We start from the raw sequence: 16,599 nt of genomic DNA on the forward strand, positions 1-16,599 counted from the left end.
CCGAACCTTTACGGGTCTGCCTGAGCAGGCCCGGGCTTTTTTTAAACATTCCGCGAACGGCGTGGCCACCACGTCGCGGATCACTGCGCCCGGAAATCCTCGCGCAGGGCTGTGCCCACAACAATAACAACAGGTAAATCCGCTCATGAACAAACACTTATCCGGGGCTGTACTGTGCTTGCTGGCCAGTGGTTTTTCCGCTGGTGCCTTCGCCTACGATGCCCTCGACGCCGAGTCGCCGTGGCTGCTGGGAGACTGGAACGGCCAGCGGCAAAAACTGGCGCAGCAGGGTTTTGACTTCACCCTCAAATACGTCGCCGAGCTGGGCTCCAACCTCGCCGGCGGTTATGACAGCAGCACCACGGCGCGGCTCAGCGACCAGATCATTCTCGGTGTCGACATGGACCTGCAGAAGCTCCTGGGCTGGCAGGACGCGACCTTGCGCATCGGCATCGGCGAACGCCATGGCAAGGACATCACCAATGACCGGGTGCACCACCCCGACGCCACCGGCATGACGTCGACCATGGAGGTCTACGGCGGCGGCAATGCCTGGCGCCTGTCGCAGCTGTGGTACGAGCAGAAGTTCTTCGAGCGCAGGCTGGCAGTGAAACTGGGGCGCTTCGGCCATGGCGAAGACTTCGACCAGTTCCCCTGCGAATTCCAGAACGTGACCCTGTGCGGCTCCCAGGAAGGCAACTGGAACGGCACCTGGAACAGCTTCCCCATCAGCCAGTGGGCGATCCGCGTGCGCTACCACTTCACCCCCGAGTTCTACGTGCAGGCCGGCGCCTATGACAAAAACCCCGGCAACGCCGAGCTGAGCAATGGCTTCAAGCCGTTTATCGCAGGTTCGGTGGGCACCAGCTTCCCGCTGGAAGCGGTGTGGAAAGGCCGGATCAACGACCTCTCGTCCGAGTACCACCTGGGTTACTACTACAGCGATGTCGACGGTCGCGACATGCTCAAGGACGCCGACGGCAACGATGCCGCCCGCAGCGGCCAGCCCTACAAAAAGTACCGCGACAACAGCGGTTGGTGGCTCTCGGCCCAGCAGCAGTTGACCACGGTGGAGGGCAACAACAAACGCGGGTTGAATGTGTTCACCAACATGACCTTCAACGATCCGGACAGCAGCATGATCGAGAACCTGATCCAGGTCGGCCTGATCTATCGCGGCCCGTTCGCCTCGCGCCCGGATGACACCATTGGTCTGGGCGCCTCGCGGCTCAAGGTCAACGACCGCTACAGCCGTAACGCTCAGGTGCTCAATGCCGACCACGGGGTGACGTCCATCGACGACGCACTCTATGTGCCGGAGCAAAAGCGCGAATACAGCTACGAGATCAACTACGGCTACCAGGCCACCCGCTGGCTGATGGTGCGGCCCAACCTGCAATACGTGAAATACCCCGGCGGCGTGACCCAGACCGACTCGGCCGTGGTGGGCGGCGTGCAATTTATCGCCGATTTCTGAGGTGCAGTGATCGCGCCCTGCCGGCAGCCGGTTGCCGAAGCTGTCGTGGCGGGGCGCAACTTGCTACATTCGCGCCTTTCGCCAGAGGGCGCTGCATGACCAGCGTCCCGGCCAGGTTCGCGGCGCCTCGCGCCGAGCCCGGACAGGAGGTCCCGATGCTGTGCCACCCCGGTTCCAACCAGCCTTACCAGCCGAGCCTGCGGCATTGGGTCAGCTGCTTTATGCGCTATGACATGCCCCCCGCCCTCGACGCCGAACTCAGCCGCTACAACCCCAACGCCGACGAAGACCGCGACTACCTGATCCGCCAGCATTGTCTGGCCCGCACCCACGGCGAGGAAAATTTTCGCCATCGGCGGCTGTTGGTGGAAGTGCTGCAAGAAGCCCTGGCCGACCCTGGCTATGACTTCCAGCACGTGTGGGAGGACGACGAAGACGACTACGAAGACAGTCAGTGGCCCTCCACCTGGCCGGCCAGGATCGAAAACAGCCGGGATTTTTTCCAGCGCCTGCTGAGCGCTGCCCAGGAGCTCTGGCGCGATGATCTGAGCCGCGCCAGCCTGCCGTCCCTGGCGCACTGCCGGACCCTCCCCGAGCGCGACCTGGGCACTTACGACTGGCTGTTCGCCGTCGATAACCCCGCAGCCTGGAAAGCCGTATTCGGCATGGCGGCCAGCCCCTATGACCTGGCCACCCGGGGCCCGGTGTTTCAAGACGAGCAACTGAGCCTGCACCTGGCGGGCGCTCTGACGCGCCTGACATCACGACCTTCCACCTGGCCGGACAGCCAGGCGCCGAGCCATTGCGCCCTGGACCTGAGGGTGCAAGGGATCAGCGACCTGGCGGTCAGCGGCACCCGCTTCGATGGCCGCGCCCGGACCCGAATCACCGCAGTGCCGGGCGGGTATTTTCTACAACTGCAGATCGGTTTCGACTGCCTGATCGAATGCGTGGCGCTGTCGGTCAGCATCAGCAACGTCCAAGGTTCACGCGAGGAACCCCGCCCATGAGCAACAATTTCGAAGATGCCCTGCAGCGCCAGGAAATCCCGCAGTTCTTTCGCGGACAGGGCCCGTACTTCACCCGTGATCCCGACTGGGGCGACCACCTGTTCAGCATCAACTGGACGGATATTTTTCTCTACGTTCGCGACCATGCCGAAGGCGAGCAGCAACTGCGCGAGAGTTTCGAACTGTATGTGCACAGCCTCGAAGAAACCCTGGACGATGGCTTCAGCCTGCGGGAAAACCTCTTCGGTTATTACGCGACGCGCCTGCGCCGGGCACCGGACGGTCCCGACTGGCTGGCGGAACTGTCGCCGCTTTGCCGGCGGCGGATAGTCCAGCACCTGACGTGGTATCGCTGGCAGCTGGAAACCCAATGGCAGCTGTACCCCAACCGTGGCCAGCGCATGCGGGAGGCCGGCTGCCCGCCCGAGTTTCTCGACTTGAAGAGTTCGCCCTACCACTAAGCATCGAGGGCAGTACAGGCGGGGCTGTCAAACCAAAACGCCGCGAGCGTGCTCGCGGCGTTATTTCGTGTCGGTATCGGGGACCGGGGGCTCCGCGCTACCGGGAGCCGGCAATGGCTCCCCTTCGTCATCTTCTGCCTCAGCTTCCAGACCGAAATCCTTGCGGCTCTGCTTGATCGCCTGGCGTATGTCATTGCCCTTGGTCGGGCAATTCAATAGTTTGGCGATGCCGTCGATACGTGGCGCCATGGCCAATCTCCCACTTTGCGGACCTGGGCTCGATAGTGCTCGCTTTCAGCGCCGCAGACCAATTTTTGCGCAGCCTTTTGCATCATGGCCGCTGCAAGTCCTGCAACCGAGCCTGCACGTCCAGCTGTGGATAACGCTTGTGCAAAGCCTCCAGACGCTGGTCAGCCTCCTTCACCTGCCCCGCTTCACGCAGGCGCAACACCTCCCGCAACTCGTCGTCCACCGACCGCAACGGGACCGCCGCCCGCTTGCTGAGCATGGGCTTGCCCTTGGCCTGATCGGCCATGGGCTTGGCTACCTGGGCCGAGGCCTCGTCGCTGAGCATCTGGGTTTGGTCGCTGTACTCCCGGGCGGCGGGGCTGGCCGACAAACCGCCCATGGACGCCGCCGGGCGTGGAGCAGGCGCAGACATCGCGCCCTGCACCATCGGCTCCGGCACGCGCTCGGCCAGCTCGGCGGGGGCTGGCTCGGCCATTTGCCGGGCCATGGGCGCAATGGGCGCGGAGGCGGGAGCGGGAGCCGGCGCGGGTGCCATGGTCGGCGTCGGGTAATGATCCGGCGAACGCTGGACCAGCACCAGGATCAAGGCCACGCCAAACAGGCTGGCGAACGCCATCTGCAGGCGCGGTTTCTGACAGGCCTGCAACCAGCGCTGCCACAGGCTCGGCGCGGGTTTTGGCAGTTCACGCCGGGCGCTGGCCAGAATCAGTGCATCGAGGCTGGCCGGGGGCTCGCCCACGCTGTGCTGGCGGATGTGCTTGAGCATCTGTTCTTCGACAGAAGGTGGCGTTTGTCGGGCGTCAGTCATGTGAGTACCTCCTCGGCCAGGAGCCGACGCAGTTTTTTCAACGCATAACGGAAACGGCTCTTTACGGTTTCCAGCGGGGTTTGGGTGAGGCTGGCGATCTCCGGCAAGTCCAGGTCGCCATGGGCACGCAGCAGGAACACTTCGCGCTGGTCGGCCGGCAAGTCTTCGAGGGCCGCGTCGATGCGCTGCTGGTCACGGCTCAGGCTCAACTGTTGCTCCGGGCCCGGCGCGTCATCGACCTCACCGTGCATTTGCTCGTCGTAGCTGTCGTGCAACGGGTTGCGCTGCCCGTGCTTGCGCCAGTGATCGATCAGCCGGTTACGGGCGATCTGGTACAGCCAGGTGCGAAAGGTCGCCCGGCCCTGGGGCTGGCTGGTGCTGCGGATCAGGCTCAGCCAGGTGTCCTGGTACACCTCTTCGGCCAGCTCGGGCTTGTTGCACAGGCCCAGGAGAAAGCGGTACAGCCCCTGGCGATGGCGCTGATACAGCACCTCGAAGGCCGCCGGATCACCGGCGCGGTAGCGCGCCAGCAGCGCTTCATCGCTGCTGGCGGCGGAGGGTGGGTTCGCAGCCGCCATAGTGCTGATCAACTCCTGTTCGCTGCGGATCATGGTGTCATTCAAGTCGGCTCTGGATCTGGCTGTCGTCGCGCTGCGCGGCCAGGCCGGGTTGTGGGGCCTGAGTTTGCAGGCTTTGCGCCAGTTCAACCAGCTGCACGAACTCGCCGCGCAGGCCGTAATGGTCATCGCCCCGGGCGCCACGCGCCAGCTTCAGGGTGTCGTCGAGGCTGAAACTGCCGGTGTAGCGCCCGTCCTTGAGCAGCTGCGAGAACGCCGCCACGGCCGCGGCAAAACGCAGGTCGGTGCTGGCCGCCGCCAGCGTGGCAGGCTGGGACTGCGACATGATCGGGCGCTCGATCAAGCGGCTGCTACCGCCTTCGGGCGCCTTGTAGCGCACGCGCAACATCGCCAGTTCCGGGTTGTTGCTGCTCTCGCCTGCCGCCTTGCCCGAGGCATAGCGCAGGGGTTCGAGCCAGCCCTTCTCGCCCTTGGGCACGATTTCATAGAGCGCAGTCACCGTGTGCCCGGCGCCAATTTCCCCGGCATCGACCTTGTCGTTGTTGAAGTCCTCACGCTTGAGCGCGCGGTTCTCGTAGCCCAGCAAGCGATACTCGCTGACCTGGGCCGGGTTGAATTCCACCTGCAGCTTCACGTCCTTGGCCACCACCGCCAGGGTCGAGCTGAGTTGATCCACCAGCACCTTGCGGGCCTCGCGCAGGTTGTCGATGTAGGCATAGTTGCCATCGCCGGCATCGGCCAGTTGCTCCATCAGGTGCTCGTTGTAGTTATCCACACCAAAGCCCAGGGTGGTCAGCGAGACCCCGGTTTTGCGCTTATCGGCAGCCATCTGCTTGAGGCTGTCGAAGTCGCTGATACCGACGTTGAAGTCGCCATCGGTGGCCAGCAGGATGCGGTTGATGCCGTCCTTGATAAACCCCTGGCGCGCCATCTGGTAGGCCAGCTCGATACCCGAAGCACCCGCCGTGGAGCCGCCGGCGGTGAGCTGCTCGATGGCATTGCGGATTTTCGCCTTGTCGCGCCCGGAAGTCGGTTCCAGCACCACCCGCGACTCACCGGCGTACACCACCAGCGACACGCGGTCCTGGTCGCGCAGTTGGTCCACCAGCAATTTGAGGGTGCTTTTTACCAGAGGCAGGCCTTCGCGGCGGTCCATGGAGCCGGACACGTCAACCAAAAACACCAGGTTGGCCGGCGCCAGTTCGGCCACCGCGCGGTCCGAAGCCTTGATGCCGATACGCAGCAGACGGGTGTGGGGGTTCCACGGCGACGGCGCCAGCTCGGTGGTCACGCCAAAGGGCGAGCCATCGCTGGGCAGCGCGTAATCGTAGGGGAAGTAATTGACCATCTCCTCCAGGCGCACCGCACCTTCGGGGGGCAGGCTGCCCTGGTTCAGCAGGCGCCGCACATTGGCATAACCGCCGGTGTCGACGTCGGCGCTGAAAGTCGAGACCGGTGCCTGCGCCACGCTGTGGATCGGGTTGTCAGGCAGGGTCTGGTACTGCTCGCGCGATTCATCGCGATAGCCGGCAGGCTGCTGATCGGCGGCCATCATCGGCGCCGTCATCATCGGCCGGCTCATGCTGCGCTTGCTGACCACCGCATCGGCCCTCAACGCTTCGCTCTGCACCTGCGGCGCAACCGGGATCGGGGCCGGAGCCGGGATCAATACCCCGCTCGGCGAGGCTGGTTCGGCCGCGGTGACATCCGGCTTGGAAGAAACGCCGCAACCGGCGATCGCCAACAACAATCCGGCGGCGAAACCCTGTGCGGCCGGACGAAGGTAGTGCAGAGGAAGGGACATGGGGGCTGACCTCGGGAGAAAAGTGATCCATTCCCCCCTTCAGACGAAGCCCCTGTGCAATTCGGGTTAAGCCCCGTGAAAATTTTTTCAGCGCACGTAGCGCCGCACCACGCTGCTGTTGCGCAGTACATGGCCGTTGATTTTCTCCAGCAACTGGGCCCGGGTCAGGCCGGCCGGCAACGCGTCGGGCGCCAGGTCCAGGGCATAGATCTGGATCACATAGTGGTGCGCGCTGTCGCCAATCGGAGGGCAAGGGCCGACATAGGTGGTGGTCTTCTTGCTGTTGGTACCGCCCACACCTTCCAGGGTCGACTTGCTCCCGGCACCGGCGGCGATCTGCCGGGTAGTCGGCTTGATTCCGTAATGCACCCAATGATCCACGCCCTGGCCTTTGGCGCCATCCGGGTCGTGCATGACGATCGCATAGCTCAAGGTCCCTTCCGGCCCGGCGGTCCAGCTCAGCGCCGGCGAATTGTTGTGCCCGCCACAGCCCTTGGCATCGCTGGCACTGCCAGAGGTGAAGAGACGGTCATCGGTGACACCGGGGATATTCAGGGTAAAACGCTCCTGGGCCTGAACCGGCAGTTGCAGGCACAGCAACAGGGCACTGGCGGTCAGCCAAGTAGTGCGAGAAGCAAAGCGAGACATACACAAGCACCTTTATTACGCGGAGGGTCGGTGAGCTGAAGACTATAGCTTGCACGACCGGCCATGACCGTTCGTGCAGCGCACGGGGGGTGATTGAGCTTGAGGTGGGGGGTGCTTGTAAATGGGCAAGCACGGGATTTCATCAACGCGGCCGGGCGATCAGCCCTGGTGCGCCTGCACACCCCGCTCAATCTCCCCGGCCAGGCTCCTGGGAAGCGCTCCATCGACATAGCGCTGGGCGATATCAAAAGGGTCGACACTCAAGCCTGGCCGCGGCGGGTAGGAGAACTCACCGACCACATAGCGGGCAAAGGCCGTCGACCGGGGATCCTCATCCACCTGCCAGCAGCCGTCATAGGCCGTCAGCAGGTATTCGCCGATAAAGTAGCCAATGCGCGTGATCAACCAGATCCGATTGTGTTCTTCCACCTCCAGGTGGTTGAAGGAGCGTTCCAGCAGCGGCAGGAATTTCGCCGGTGCAATCAATACCTCGTAGGCATTCTCACCGCCAATGGCCTCGACAAACTGATGCAGCACCGGCAAACGCTCCGCCTTGAATACGGCAAACTCCGCCAGCCTGCGGGCCAACAGCGCGCTATCGGCTTCGCTTATAAACAGATCTGTCATCGCTGATTACTCTCCTGACCTGAGTGCATTGACCGGTAAATGCCGGGCCAGTTTCCGAGCCCGGTGTCGCACGTTCTGTGTCGGTCCGTTCTCGCTCAGGGTGTGCAGGGCTGCCTGCACCGTGGCGCAGCGGACGCCGTCCGCCGCCCATTGCAGGGCCAGGGTCGTCCAGTATTCGCTCGCACTTAGCAAGCCGGTGGCGACCACCCGGGCAAAGGGAAAGTGTTCGCCAATGGCTTGGGGCAATCCATGCCGATCCAGGCCCTCGCTGAGCAGCGCGCGGACCTGCTCCAGGGGCATCTCCAGCAGCGGCAGCAGCGCCACCAGCGCCGCACCCTCGATGCAGGGCATAACCCGCTGGTCATGCACTTGCACCCAGGCCCCCTGAGACGAAAGGCCGATGCCGACTCGCCCTTGGGCAAACGCGAAGATGGGCAACCAATCCAGGGCCGGGCCGGCTTGCGGCGCAACGGTGATCCAGGGCAACGGCAACTGGCTGACAAGGGTCGCAAGGGCCGCCGGTAACTCATCGTGCATCTGCTTCATCCCTGGTTTTAGCGGGCAATAAAAAGCCCCGGGGAACGGGGCTTTTCAGCGTTCGGTGCATTGTGCCAAAGGGGCTCAGGCCTTGTCTTTGCCCTTGCCGTCTTCATCCGGCAGGTGGATGACCCGGGTCGGCGTAACGGCGGCCAGCGGCGGATGCAATTGGTCCTGCGGCTCGATGCGATAGAACTGGGTGGCAACGTGGCTGATGCCGCCCTCTTCGTCGTTGTGCACGACCATGGTGCCCGGCAGGCGGATGCGGGTGAAATTGTCTTCGCTGAGGTTGAAGGTTTCACTCAGGCGCTGATCATCCACCACCGGTGCCGGCAGGCGGGGCGGATAATTGCGGCTTCGCAGTTGTCGGTAGCGCGCCCAGCCGATCAGCAATGCGGCGTTGACCAGCGCGACCCAGAGGTAGATCTCCAGGGTGCTCAAGGCGTCGAGCAGGCTGACATCGATGCGCGGCCCGCCTTCATGGGAACCGACCAGCGGCAACAGGCCACGCACCAACAGGTACAGCAGGCCAATCCATGCCAGTACGGTGAAAAACACATCGACGACCACCAGGAACGGGCGTTGACGGGTTCTGATGATTTTCATCAGTTCACCTCCTCATCATCTATCGGCTTGATGCCGCGGTCGGGGCTGACCCAGCGCGCCCGTTTCTGATGTCTCCCGAACAGCACCTTGGGAAAACTGACCAGTGTGGTGAGCAAGCTGATGAACCAGAACACCAGGGGGTACCAGACCACCCAGAACATGGTCTTCCACAGGTCCTTTTCATATCGTCGGTCGATCAGGATGCTGACCGCGAACTGCATCAGGCACACCATTGCCAGCACCAGGCCGGTAAAGGCCGGCGGCAACAGGTGGTGCACGGCGATGGCCTCGGGCATCTCGATGAATTTGCCCACGGCCCAGAAGATCACCGACAACAGGAAGGTGAAGGCCCAGCCGGTGGACAGGCAGTAATCGAACAGCAGGGTCCACAGGTAGCGGTGGCGCCATTCCCAGATGCCGCGAATGTTCTTGAACAGCACCTCGGCGCCGCCCTGGGCCCAGCGCAGGCGCTGCTTCCACAGGCCGCCCAGGGTTTCCGGCATCAGGATCCAGCACAGCGCCCGGGGCTCGTAGAAGATCGTCCAGTGGTCCAGTTGCAGCTTCCAGCTGATGTCGATGTCTTCGGTGATCATGTCCGGGCTCCAGTAGCCCACCCGGTGCAACGCGGTGCGACGGAAGGCGACGATCACCCCGGAGACGGTGAAGACTTTGCCGAACACCCGCTGGGTGCGCTTGATCAGGCCGATGATCGAGGAGAACTCGCCGACCTGCACCCGACCGACCAGGGTCGAACGGGTGCGGATCCGTGGGTTGCCGGTCACTGCCCCGAGACGGGTGTTGTGCAGCATCGGCGCCACCAGGTACGCCGCGGTATTGGGCGCCAGCAACGCATCGCCGTCGATGCACACCAGGTATTCGCTGCGCGCAGCCACGGCGCCCATGCGCAGGGCCACGGCCTTGCCTTGGTTTTCCGCCAGGTGCAGCACACGCAGGCGTGGGTCCTGCAGGGCCAGGGCATCGAGGACCTGGGCGGTGTTGTCCTTGGAGCCATCGTTGATGGCGATCACTTCGATGTTCGGGTAGTGCTGGCCCAGCGCGGCATGGATGGTGTCGGCGGCGTTATCCCCTTCGTTGTAGCAAGGGATCAGGATGGTGATCAGCGGCTCGCCTTCCAGCACCGGCGGCAGGGTGTCTTCCTTCCACGGCCAGTGGCGCTCCCAGTGCAGCCAGTAGTACAGGCCGCCGGCGATCCACAGCCCCGACATGAACAACGGGTAGAAGAACACGAAGTCCATCAGGAACTGGCCCGTGACCAGGAAAATAAGGCCCAGCGGCACCCCGAGGACAATCGCCAGCACCAATAGGGCTAAGAGTCGATCGATCATGATTCAAGGGTTCCATTTGTTGGAGAGCGCGGGCCGAACTGTTTTCAGGTCCGGCGAGTTCTCAAGGAAGTTGTCCGGGTAGTAACCAAAGCTGGTTGCGCCCTGACGCTTGAGACGGCCCATCCAGTCAGCCATCTGTTCAGCGGAGATATCCGCCGCCGGTTTTGCCGCCCAATCCCGGGCCTGCAATTCAAACACCGTGCGCTTGAGGGCGCCCGGCCGTGCCTTGACCGTGGCCACCAGGTCTTCGAGCCAGGCCCCCGACTGGTGCACGTTTTTGCCCTCCATCAGCGGCATGGCCATGGGCGCGGTCCAGTCGTAGTTGGCCAGGAAGTTGTCGAGGTTCTGCGCGAACCAGGCCTCACTGTCGGGGTTGAGCATCGGCTCGGCGAACAGGTTGCGTGCGGTCTGCACCTGCGGACCGCGAATGGCGCGAACCTTGGCGGTCAGCTCATGGGTGAAATCGGTCAGGTAGCGGGTCTTGAACTGAGTCCAGCGCTGCAACGTGGCCGGGTCGGCGCGCAGGGCCGCGATCGAGCCGGGCAAGCCGTTGGCGGTATACACCCGCAGGGCGGCGGGGCTGGCGTCTTCGAAATCGGAAAGCACCGCGTCGTCGTGGTAGAGGATGCCGTCGACCGAAGTCAGGCGCGCCACGTCCTGGTAGATCTCGCCAATGACTCGCCGTACCTCGGGGTCGAACGGCGACAGCCGCTGGTATTGCTTGGGATCGGTGGACACCTGCCCGGTGGCCGGGTCCCAGCGGGTCACCCGTGGCAGCTTGGAGTCCAGGGCAAAGCTCAGCACCGGCATCCAGGCGAAGACTTTGACGTGGGCCCGGGTCCGCAGTTGCCAGGCCACGCGGTCGAAGATGTCGGCACGCACTGGCAGGTGGCGGTTGGGGAAGTACAGCGAGTGCACCAGGCCGTCACCCTTGGGGTCGGCGAAGGCTTGCAGGAACACGGTGTTGGCCCCCATGTCCGACATGCGCTGCACCAGCTTGCCGAGGTTGATCTCCTGCTGCGCCGGGTCGGGGTCGTAGACGTTATCCAGGTCCACGTGCACCACGCGCATCGGCGCGTCGGCCTGAACGCCGGTGATGCTGTTGGAGAAGTGCATGCCATCCGGGTCGGATGCCACCAGGAAACGCGGGCTGCTCATCAGGTTGTCGAGGGCATCGAGCCCGTCGTCGAGGGTCAGGGCCATCTGGTAACCCTGGTCGCCGATGACTTGCAGCGCCGTGCCGTCAGCCACCCCATAGGGCCAGACCCAGACCCGTGGGTTGTAGCCGGTGACTGCGCGAATTTTCTTGGAGATGGTCGCTACGTCGTTGCGCAGGCGTGCCTGGAAGTCGGCCTCGCTTTCATAGCGGCCGGTGGTTGCATCGTAGCGCCGGGTGGCGGCTGCCGGTTGCAGGTTGCCTTGCGGGTTGGCCAGCACGCCTTTGTGGCTGGCGTCGGTGTGGGCGGCGATTTCCACCAGCCCGGACTGGGAAATTTCGCGGATTTGCGCCCAGGTCAGAAACTGCGAACGCGGACGCATTTCACCGGCAAAGTCCACCTTCTGGTCGGCCGGGGTGTCGATCCATACACCCACCGGCGCCAGCAACGCGTGCCAGTTGTAGCTGCGCAGTACCGGCAGCACCCGGGTATAGAAGCTGGCATAGCCGTCGTCGAAGCTCAGCAGGATGGCCTTGGGCGGCAGCTCGGGGCCGCCTTTGCGCGCCGCCAGGATCTGGTCGATGGTCACCGGCCGATAGTTGTTTTCACGCAACCAGGCCAGCTGTTCGATCATGCGCTCGGTGCGCACCGCCACCACCGCCTGATCGGGGTCGCGGTCTTCGACGTCGTGATAGGCGATGCCCAGGACATGGTTTTTCGGCCATGGGGCCTCATTGTCCGGCAGCGGGCGTTGGGCCGGCGGCACGAACTCCGGGGCTTTTTGGGCGCAGGCGCTGAGAATCAGGACTCCCAGCAGGAGGATGCAACGGGTGATCAGAGGCATCGTCAAACTCTTCTAGAAGCGATAGGTAAGGTCGAGAAGCAGCCGCAGGTCGGTTTCCCGATCGCCGTCGTAAGGCCGGTTGATCACACTCAAGTTGGCCCCTGCTTCGAACACGTCATTCCAGGTCACGCGCTGGCCGTAACCCAGCAGCCAGACGCCACCAGTGGAGTAGTCACGCTGGCTGTAGGTACCGGCCCCGGCCTGGAACTGCTGGCTCCACGAGGTTTCGTAACGGTGGTAGAGCACGTGGTTGACGTTGACCGTCGGCAACACGCTGAAGTCCGACTTGGGGTTGAAGTACGGCGTGTCTTCCTTGGTGTTGTGGCTGGCGCCGACTTCCAGTCCCAGATCGACCTGCACGTGGGGCGAGGCGTACACGCCCTCGCGACCGGTGAGCAAGGCTTCAAGGCGGTTGTTGCCATCGCTGAAGTGCGAGGGGCTCAAGGCCAACTTCCATTCGCGGCTTTCGTTGGCGCGCCAGCGCAGGAATGCACTGCCGCCGTTGGACGTGACATCGCTGTTCAGCGCCCGTAGTGGGGTGTTGGCCGACAGGTATTCGAGGCTACCGCCGTATTGCCAGTGATCGTCGATATCCCGCGCCAGCGAAACTCGGGCCCCGAGCTTGTCGCCGTAGCCGTAGGAATGGTTGGAGACCTCGGCCTCCAGGGTCATGTCCCGGGTGCGTTGCTCTACGCCCAGGCGCTGCCAGCGATGGTGGCCGGTGCCTTCCTGGAAATCCCCGGTGGCGTAACCGACGCCGCCGAACAGGCGCCAGTCTTCATTGATGGGCGGGCTGTAGAGCACGCTTTCGATGCCGAAATCCCGGCTCCCGGACACGGCCCCGGCACCATTGTTGCCACCGCCGTAGCTCTTGCCGCCGTAGGTCTCGACCCGCAGTTCGGCCATGTCGTGGACGTCCCGCTGGCGCGCCAGACGCTGGACCTGGCGGTTGTCCGGGAAGCGCTCCAGGGTGTCATCGGTGAGCGCGTCCATCTGCCGCCATTCCTGCAGATCCATCGCGGTGTGGCCCTGGGCGACCTCAAGGCCGATATCGCGCGGCACCAAGCTCTCGGTTTCCTTGAGCAGGCTTTCCGCGCGGCGCGGCCAGTCCCGGGCCAGGTACAGATCGGCCTGGGCCAGACGCAGGCCGGTGTTGCCCGGCGCCTGGTCGACCAGGGCCGCAAGCCGCTGTTCACTGTCAGGCAGGTCAGCGCTGTAGGTGCCGGACTGGGCCAGCAATTGCTGCGCGTCCATCCAGTCATCGTTGGGGTTGCCGATCGGCAGCCCCTTGAGCTCAACCCGTGGCCGCTGGCTTTGCGCCAGGTCGCTGGCGACCTTTTGCGCTTCTTCCGGGCGGTCGCTTTCCAGCAGCGCGTAGTACAAGGCGGTGCTGTCTTCGACCTTGTTCGCACTGTCGGCATCCGGCGCCGCCAGGACCTCGCGATACAGGTCGCTGGCGATTTCCGGCTCGCGCTGATCAAGGAAGGACGCGGCGACCCAACGCATGGCGTAGGTTGGAATGGTCACGCCCTCGGCCACCAACTGGTGGTATTGGCGGATCACTTCGTCGGTGCGCGAGCGATACCGCAGCGCGCCCAGGCGATCGATGCGCCAGCGGGTCACGTCTTCCTTGGCTTGCGGGTCCGGAGTCCAGGTGCCGAGCAACTGGTCGTAATCGGCCAGGGCACGGTCGGCGATGACGAAGCGTTCTTTTTCACTGCGGGTGGCAAACTCGGCCAGGCGCACGCGCTCGGCCGCCACGTCGCCTTCCAGGCGGCGCTGGGTCACCGGATCGAGCAGCCCGGGGCGCTGGCGAGCCAGGCGCAGGGCCGGCTCCGGCAAGCGTGCCCGCTGCAGGGCGACAATGTATTCACGGGCGACTTCAGGCTTGTTGCCGGCGCGGACAAACGCCTGGTCGTATTCGAACAAAGCATCATAGGGCGCGCCCGAACGGGTCAGCGCGTAACCCAGTGCCAGACGGCGCGCCGGGTCATCGGGCTTGGCCGCCACCAGGGCTCGGGCCCGGGCAACCGCCTCGGCGGGCTGGCCGGCATCGGCCTGGGTCATGGCCAGGCCCAGTTGCAGGTCGGCGTTTTGCGGGTCGCGCTCCAGGGCCTTACGGTAGACCTGGGTCGCCGAATCCCAGCGTTTGAGGTTGCGATAGGCGCGAGCCGTGGCGGTCAACGCCTGCACCGGCAATACCCGGTTGCGCGCCTGATGCTCATAGACGTCTACCACCTCTGAATCGAGGCCGGCCCAACTGGCGATTTGCAGGTGGTCGCTGACCAGCCCATTGGTCAACTGATCGGGCGGTACGGCGCGCAGATGGGTCAGGGCCGGAGCGAAAGTACCGGCCCGCGCCTGGATAATCAGTTGGTCATAGGCCGCGTCGGCAAACGCCAGGGTCGGCCAGAGCAACTGGCTGCACAACGCCAGGCGAAACAGCGGTCGCAAACCATAGAGGCGAACGGGATGAACAATAAACGGCATTTCGTCAGCATCCTTAATGGCTAGCCGAGGTCTTGCGCCCCCTGCTGGTTACGCGCCGGAAAGCCGGAATCAGAAGATCCGGCTAAATCTTTTCGAGTGGATTCTTTCACGCAAGGTTAGACGAGAATTTGCAGCGCAATATTTATTCAGATTCATTTCCCGCCCAAGGTTTCGGAAATTTGAACCCGTTGGGTTTTCCCCAAGAGCTCAAGCCCGGAGTTTGCGGATCGCCATCAGGCTCCAGACATTTTTCGCGCGCACAGCAAAACGCCCGATCCTGTTAGAAAACAGGCGTCGGGCGTCAGGTTGCTACAACGTTGTCGGCCGGCGGTGACCGACCGAAGCGGGCTTAGCGAAGGGCGCCGGCACCACCGGCTTTGCTCATGACAAAACCGATGAACTGCTCAACGCTCATCTTCTGGCCGTTGAAGTCCACCTGGTTATCGGCGTAGTGCAGCTTGGAGACGATATCGGTGCCTTCCAGCTTCGCCAGTTGCGTCCCCAGGGCCATGCCGCTGACCATTTCAGCCGCCATGTTGCTCTGATCGGCGATCAGCTTGGCGTCGGTCTGGCCATCCAGTTGCGCCTGCAGCGCCGCCACATCGGCAATCATCGGCTTGGACAGTTGCAGGTTGGCGTCCAGCAGGCTGATCAATTGCTTGCCCAGTTCAGCAGGCGGCAACTCAAGGTTCTGCGGCTTGGCCAGGTGCAGGCTGAGGTTGAAGCGGCTCTCACCGTTGGCGGTCTTGAACGAGAAGTTTTCCAGGGCGAGCTGCGGCTTGGATTCCAGCACCTTGTTCACCGCGCTGCGCACCTTGGCCTCTTCGGCCTCGGTCATTTGCAGCTCCGGTGCCGGTTCGCCATTTTCGGCGGCGGCGGTGGAAGCAGCTTCGTAGGGTTGCAGCTTGGTCTGATAAACCTGCACCAGGTCCATCAGGGACTGGGTGTCGAGGTTCTTCATGCTCCAGGCCATCTGCGCCGAACCGATGTTCTTGCCGTCGAAGTTGATCTCACCCACCTTGTAATCGGCGCGGCCGCCCAGGGTGGTGCCGGTTTCTTCGCTGGAGGTCTTCTGTTCGAAGTTCTTCAGGGTCAGGACCGATTTCTTGTCGCCAAAGGTGGCCTTGGTGCTGGTCAGCTCCAGGGTGTTCTGGCCCAGGTAGAAACCGAAACTGCTTTTGTTGAGGTTGCTGGCCAGGGTCAGGCCGTTCAGCTCGACCAGTACCGGTGGCTTGTCCGCCGGGCTCAGGAGCAGCGTGAGGCTGTCCATGTAGCCGTCGACCTTGACCTTCTGGGCCTCGGAAGAACTGTCGACATTCAGGTTCAGGCCGGAAAATTTGAACTTGGTGTTGTCATCCAGGGCGATATCCAGCGGCAGCAGCTCGAGGGTGCCGTTGGCGGAGCGGTCGTAACCCATGTTGACCAGGCCTTTGAGCGGCGACTGGCCATTGGCGGCGGCAAACCATTTTTCGGTCTGCGGGTTCTTTTCCAGCTCGTAGTGACTGGTGGCCATGACCGGCAGCCACTTCAGGCTGATCAGGCGCGAGAACGGCAGCGGACCGTGTTCGATATGGTCGACGAACAGCAGCTCGGCGTTGCCGTTGAACAGCTCGCCTTCGCCCTTGAGGCGGTAATGGGCGGTGCTGGTGAACAGCTTGCGATCAAGGGATACCAGCTCCAGGGTCGCGCTGCCGTTGGAACCGACCATTGCGGCCTGCAGTTCCTTGTTGGCATCGGCGATCGAGGTTTGCAGTACACCTTCGAGCTTGGTGCCGGTGTACCAGGCGCCGCCGGCACTGATTGCACCTACTGCGACGACGATTCCTAACAGTACGCCTGCTGATTTATTCATGTCTGACCCGATCAATATCCGTTGTTTGAAGGTGTGGTCGTCTTCCCTGAACCCATGACGGGTTGCGGCTCGACTTCGCGTAAAGCGGGCGAAGATTAGCATTGG

15 protein-coding genes are annotated in these 16,599 nt (G+C 63.5%); 3 read left to right on the forward strand and 12 right to left on the reverse strand.

The features are described from left to right. Positions 1 to 145 precede the first annotated feature (145 nt). The 3 genes from AC19YX_RS12515 (at position 146) to AC19YX_RS12525 (ending at position 2,948) form a co-directional block, all read left to right on the forward strand. A complete protein-coding gene (locus AC19YX_RS12515; RefSeq protein ID WP_201128875.1) occupies positions 146 to 1,477 on the forward strand; it encodes a carbohydrate porin in 1,332 nt (443 codons plus the stop codon). A 155-nt stretch (positions 1,478 to 1,632) separates the two neighbouring features. After that, positions 1,633 to 2,487, forward strand: coding sequence for a hypothetical protein (locus tag AC19YX_RS12520; RefSeq protein ID WP_500606349.1), 855 nt, complete (start codon positions 1,633 to 1,635; stop codon positions 2,485 to 2,487). Beyond that, positions 2,484 to 2,948 carry a hypothetical protein gene (locus AC19YX_RS12525; protein WP_500606350.1) on the forward strand — a complete coding sequence of 155 codons (465 nt, stop codon included), beginning with the start codon at positions 2,484 to 2,486 and terminating at the stop codon, positions 2,946 to 2,948. The genes AC19YX_RS12520 and AC19YX_RS12525 overlap by 4 nt, the downstream gene beginning before the upstream one ends. Before the next feature lie 60 nt (positions 2,949 to 3,008). On the opposite strand, the gene AC19YX_RS12530 is transcribed toward AC19YX_RS12525, so the two are convergent. The 12 genes from AC19YX_RS12530 to AC19YX_RS12585 form a co-directional block, all read right to left on the reverse strand. Then, complete coding sequence (locus AC19YX_RS12530) at positions 3,009 to 3,197, reverse strand: hypothetical protein (RefSeq protein ID WP_500606351.1); 189 nt, start codon at positions 3,195 to 3,197, stop codon at positions 3,009 to 3,011. 82 nt (positions 3,198 to 3,279) lie between these two features. After that, positions 3,280 to 4,005, reverse strand: coding sequence for a hypothetical protein (locus AC19YX_RS12535; RefSeq protein WP_500606352.1), 726 nt, complete (start codon positions 4,003 to 4,005; stop codon positions 3,280 to 3,282). After that, positions 4,002 to 4,583 carry an RNA polymerase sigma factor gene (locus tag AC19YX_RS12540; RefSeq protein ID WP_078469682.1) on the reverse strand — a complete coding sequence of 194 codons (582 nt, stop codon included), beginning with the start codon at positions 4,581 to 4,583 and terminating at the stop codon, positions 4,002 to 4,004. Before AC19YX_RS12540 ends, AC19YX_RS12535 begins: the two co-directional genes overlap by 4 nt. Positions 4,584 to 4,620: 37 nt before the next feature. Next, positions 4,621 to 6,387: a vWA domain-containing protein gene (locus AC19YX_RS12545; protein ID WP_500606353.1), complete on the reverse strand. Its 1,767-nt coding sequence runs from the start codon at positions 6,385 to 6,387 to the stop codon at positions 4,621 to 4,623. 87 nt (positions 6,388 to 6,474) lie between these two features. Continuing rightward, entirely contained in the window at positions 6,475 to 7,035 is a 561-nt protein-coding gene (locus AC19YX_RS12550; RefSeq protein ID WP_020297015.1) for a YbhB/YbcL family Raf kinase inhibitor-like protein, read from the reverse strand. Positions 7,036 to 7,194: 159 nt separating this feature from the next. After that, positions 7,195 to 7,662, reverse strand: a complete 468-nt coding sequence (locus AC19YX_RS12555; protein ID WP_500606354.1) for a hypothetical protein — start codon at positions 7,660 to 7,662, stop codon at positions 7,195 to 7,197. A 6-nt stretch (positions 7,663 to 7,668) separates the two neighbouring features. Further along, entirely contained in the window at positions 7,669 to 8,199 is a 531-nt protein-coding gene (locus AC19YX_RS12560) for a hypothetical protein (protein ID WP_500606355.1), read from the reverse strand. Between the two features lie 84 nt (positions 8,200 to 8,283). Further along, positions 8,284 to 8,805, reverse strand: a complete 522-nt coding sequence (gene pgaD, locus AC19YX_RS12565; RefSeq protein ID WP_078469196.1) for a poly-beta-1,6-N-acetyl-D-glucosamine biosynthesis protein PgaD — start codon at positions 8,803 to 8,805, stop codon at positions 8,284 to 8,286. Further along, positions 8,805 to 10,151 (reverse strand): poly-beta-1,6-N-acetyl-D-glucosamine synthase, encoded by a 1,347-nt coding sequence (gene pgaC, locus AC19YX_RS12570; protein WP_421549356.1) that lies wholly within the window; start codon positions 10,149 to 10,151, stop codon positions 8,805 to 8,807. Before pgaC ends, pgaD begins: the two co-directional genes overlap by 1 nt. Positions 10,152 to 10,154: 3 nt before the next feature. Then, positions 10,155 to 12,152 (reverse strand): poly-beta-1,6-N-acetyl-D-glucosamine N-deacetylase PgaB, encoded by a 1,998-nt coding sequence (gene pgaB / locus AC19YX_RS12575; RefSeq protein WP_421549357.1) that lies wholly within the window; start codon positions 12,150 to 12,152, stop codon positions 10,155 to 10,157. A gap of 12 nt (positions 12,153 to 12,164) precedes the next feature. Next, positions 12,165 to 14,642 (reverse strand): poly-beta-1,6 N-acetyl-D-glucosamine export porin PgaA, encoded by a 2,478-nt coding sequence (pgaA, locus tag AC19YX_RS12580; protein WP_078469193.1) that lies wholly within the window; start codon positions 14,640 to 14,642, stop codon positions 12,165 to 12,167. Positions 14,643 to 14,991: 349 nt separating this feature from the next. Beyond that, positions 14,992 to 16,494 (reverse strand): YdgA family protein, encoded by a 1,503-nt coding sequence (locus tag AC19YX_RS12585; protein WP_201128857.1) that lies wholly within the window; start codon positions 16,492 to 16,494, stop codon positions 14,992 to 14,994. Positions 16,495 to 16,599: the final 105 nt, after the last annotated feature.

It is taken from the genome of Pseudomonas sp. MF09150 (genome assembly GCF_059862355.1).

Coding starts and splice junctions, on each gene's coding strand:
- AC19YX_RS12515 (WP_201128875.1), top strand. CDS start 146: ATGAACAAACACTTATCCGGGGCTGTACTGTGCTTGCTGGCCAGTGGT.
- AC19YX_RS12520 (WP_500606349.1), top strand. CDS start 1,633: ATGCTGTGCCACCCCGGTTCCAACCAGCCTTACCAGCCGAGCCTGCGG.
- AC19YX_RS12525 (WP_500606350.1), top strand. CDS start 2,484: ATGAGCAACAATTTCGAAGATGCCCTGCAGCGCCAGGAAATCCCGCAG.
- AC19YX_RS12530 (WP_500606351.1), bottom strand. CDS start 3,197: ATGGCGCCACGTATCGACGGCATCGCCAAACTATTGAATTGCCCGACC.
- AC19YX_RS12535 (WP_500606352.1), bottom strand. CDS start 4,005: ATGACTGACGCCCGACAAACGCCACCTTCTGTCGAAGAACAGATGCTC.
- AC19YX_RS12540 (WP_078469682.1), bottom strand. CDS start 4,583: ATGGCGGCTGCGAACCCACCCTCCGCCGCCAGCAGCGATGAAGCGCTG.
- AC19YX_RS12545 (WP_500606353.1), bottom strand. CDS start 6,387: ATGTCCCTTCCTCTGCACTACCTTCGTCCGGCCGCACAGGGTTTCGCC.
- AC19YX_RS12550 (WP_020297015.1), bottom strand. CDS start 7,035: ATGTCTCGCTTTGCTTCTCGCACTACTTGGCTGACCGCCAGTGCCCTG.
- AC19YX_RS12555 (WP_500606354.1), bottom strand. CDS start 7,662: ATGACAGATCTGTTTATAAGCGAAGCCGATAGCGCGCTGTTGGCCCGC.
- AC19YX_RS12560 (WP_500606355.1), bottom strand. CDS start 8,199: ATGCACGATGAGTTACCGGCGGCCCTTGCGACCCTTGTCAGCCAGTTG.
- pgaD (WP_078469196.1), bottom strand. CDS start 8,805: ATGAAAATCATCAGAACCCGTCAACGCCCGTTCCTGGTGGTCGTCGAT.
- pgaC (WP_421549356.1), bottom strand. CDS start 10,151: ATGATCGATCGACTCTTAGCCCTATTGGTGCTGGCGATTGTCCTCGGG.
- pgaB (WP_421549357.1), bottom strand. CDS start 12,152: ATGCCTCTGATCACCCGTTGCATCCTCCTGCTGGGAGTCCTGATTCTC.
- pgaA (WP_078469193.1), bottom strand. CDS start 14,642: ATGCCGTTTATTGTTCATCCCGTTCGCCTCTATGGTTTGCGACCGCTG.
- AC19YX_RS12585 (WP_201128857.1), bottom strand. CDS start 16,494: ATGAATAAATCAGCAGGCGTACTGTTAGGAATCGTCGTCGCAGTAGGT.